The following is a 2,390-nucleotide window of genomic DNA, read 5'->3' as shown; positions in this document are numbered from 1 at the left end:
GGTCTTTCCGGAACGGCCCCGGCACCCGCTCACTGGCCGGTGTGTCCGTTTCGGGCCCCGGGCCCCCGGGGGGGCCCCGGGGCCCGTTCGCCGTCCTACAGGCGCTCGTCCGGGTAGTCCCACTCCAGGTCGATGTGCGCCGCGGGCGCGACCGCGCGCACGGCCGTCTCGACGTCGCGCTCGAAGGCGGTGCTCCACTGCGCGAAGCCGCTCACGATGATGGCCCCGTTCTCGCTGCTCACCTTCACCCACGGCGGGTCGGTGTGGAAGACGCCGATGACGACCCAGCTCTCGATCCCGTGCTCCTCGATGACCTCCCGGAGGGCGCTCTCCACGCGGTCGGCCTCGTCCGGCGAGGCGAGCTTCTCGATGTGCAGCGACAGGTGAATGTTCACGGACATGCCCGCACCCTACGCAAGCCCGAGCGGAGGATGCTCGTCCGCCCTGGAAAGGCGGCGGCGCTCGTGCCACCGCACGCCCGCGTACACGGCGGGCAGCAGGAGCGCCCAGACGGCGAGGAGCACCGGCCAGCCGTGCCCCTCGCGCCCCGGCGCCGCCGAGACGGCGGCGCCCGCCATGCCCGCCGGGATCGTGGCCAGGGCCGCCCACAGGGTGCACTTGCCGAAGAACCGGAAGCCGTACGGGGATCCGTACGCGGCCAGCGTCCCGGCCCGGGTGAGCAGGACGACGCCCAGGTAGACCAGGTAGGCGCCGACGGCGAGGAGACCGGCCGCGATGCCCGCGGCCCACTCCGGGGAGCCCTCGGGGTTGTCCCGGGTGTACTGGGTGACGCCGCCGCGCTCCAGCGCGGTGCCGTGGTCGCGCCACAGGGTGACGGTGACCTCGTCGCCCGGGCGCAGGGTCTCGAACAGCGGCTCGTCGCCGCCCAGGTCCACCTCGCCGGGCACGGCCGCGGAGCCGTCGAGCTCCACCCAGTACTCCGCGCTCTTCCCGGTGCGCCGGGTGTCGAGGACCGTCGCGCGCTCGGTGCGGAAGCAGTCGTCGTACGCGTCGGCGGCGGGGTGCGCGCAGGGCCGCGACGAGCGGTAGGACCGGAGGTCCTCGACCTCGTCGGGCGCCGCCCCGATCCCGGTCGCGGCGATCAGCAGCACGAACACGCCGATCCCAGTGGCCCCCACCCCCCACAGCCGCCGCCACCAGGTGGAACGCCGCAGTGCCGGTCCGGTGCGGCACGCTCCTCCCGGGCGGCGTTTCGTGTCAGCAAACCCTGGTATTCCCGATTTCACACGTGAAGCCTATAGGTCTCACCTGTTGTCCCGGTACGTCACCGGTGCGGGCACCCGCGTCGGCGGAAGGCGACACGCCCGAACGGGTATGACCCCGCCAGGGGATTGGGTTCCAGCGGCCGTCCGGGTATGTTCCTCTCGCCGATCGTCTTCGACCGGCCCCTCTGTGACTCCTCGCCTTCATCTGGCCGCTCGTTCCTCTTCGCGCTCACGACCCTTCCCAGGCCATCTCACGGACGCACCTTGATGGGTGTCCGCAGCTCCCCCCTGTGCTCCGCGCCGCCGGCGTGGAGTCCTCACCTGCGCCCAGAAGGACCTGAAGGCCCCGTGCCCGTACCCGTCACCCTCGCAGGCCGTTCCGTACGGCTCGAGCCGCTGAGCCTCGCCCACGTACCGCAGCTGGCCGCCGCAGGCGCGGCCGACCGGACGTCGTACGCCTTCACGCCCGTGCCGCACGGGCCCGACTCGGCCGAGGCGTACGTCCGCAGTGCCCTGGCCGACCAGGAGGCCGGGCGTTCACTGGTGTTCGCGACCGTGCGGGCCCACGACGGGCTCGTGGTCGGCTCGACCCGGTTCTGCGAACTCGACTACTGGGACGGCCCGGTGGTCTGGCCGCCGGTCACCCGCGGCCCGCTCACCGGCGGCATCGAGGCGGTCCCGGACACCGCCGAGATCGGCGGCACCTGGCTGGCCGCCGCCGCCCAGGGCACCGGCGTCAACGCCGAGGCCAAGCTCCTGATGCTCGCCCACGCCTTCGAGACCTGGGGCGTGCGCCGGGTCTCGCTGCGGGCCGACGCGCGCAACACCCGCTCGCGGGCCGCGATCGAGCGGCTCGGGGCGGTGTGCGAGGGCGTGCGGCGGGTGCACACGCGCGGGCTCGACGGCCTGGTGCGCGGCACGGCGTTCTACTCGATCCTCGACGAGGAGTGGCCGACCGCCCGCCGCACCATCGAGGCGCGGCTCGCCCGCGCGCGCGACGGCCGCGAACCGGGCGACTCGCGCTGCCTGGTCCCGGCCTGACCGTCGGTACGCGACGGGGGCGGGGGCGGCCCCGGGGGGGGGGGGGGGCGCCCCCCCCCCCCCGGGGGCGCCCGGCCGGGGGGGGAGGCGAACCCCGCGGGACACCAGACAAAAAAAAACCCA

3 protein-coding genes are annotated in these 2,390 nt (G+C 74.4%); 1 reads left to right on the top strand and 2 read right to left on the bottom strand.

Going from position 1 to position 2,390, the window contains the following annotated elements:
• Nucleotides 1-95 precede the first annotated feature (95 nt).
• The gene (locus ABT160_RS15630) at nucleotides 96-401 is read right to left on the bottom strand and encodes a hypothetical protein (protein ID WP_351647749.1); all 306 of its coding nucleotides are present in this window, start codon (nucleotides 399-401) and stop codon (nucleotides 96-98) included.
• A gap of 9 nt (nucleotides 402-410) precedes the next feature.
• Complete coding sequence (locus tag ABT160_RS15625; protein ID WP_351647747.1) at nucleotides 411-1,118, bottom strand: hypothetical protein; 708 nt, start codon at nucleotides 1,116-1,118, stop codon at nucleotides 411-413.
• 456 nt (nucleotides 1,119-1,574) lie between these two features.
• Between ABT160_RS15625 and ABT160_RS15620 the strand changes: the two genes are divergently transcribed.
• Entirely contained in the window at nucleotides 1,575-2,267 is a 693-nt protein-coding gene (locus ABT160_RS15620; protein WP_351647745.1) for a GNAT family N-acetyltransferase, read from the top strand.
• Nucleotides 2,268-2,390 lie beyond the last annotated feature (123 nt).

This window comes from Streptomyces sp. NPDC001941 (assembly GCF_040296945.1).
GTDB lineage: Bacteria > Actinomycetota > Actinomycetes > Streptomycetales > Streptomycetaceae > Streptomyces.
Note: the sequence above shows the minus strand (reverse complement) of the source record. Positions and strands in the feature narration are given on the sequence as shown.

What these genes read in the sequence shown, in the direction of transcription:
- ABT160_RS15630 (WP_351647749.1), bottom strand. Translation starts at nt 401, where the DNA reads ATGTCCGTGAACATTCACCTGTCGCTGCACATCGAGAAGCTCGCCTCG.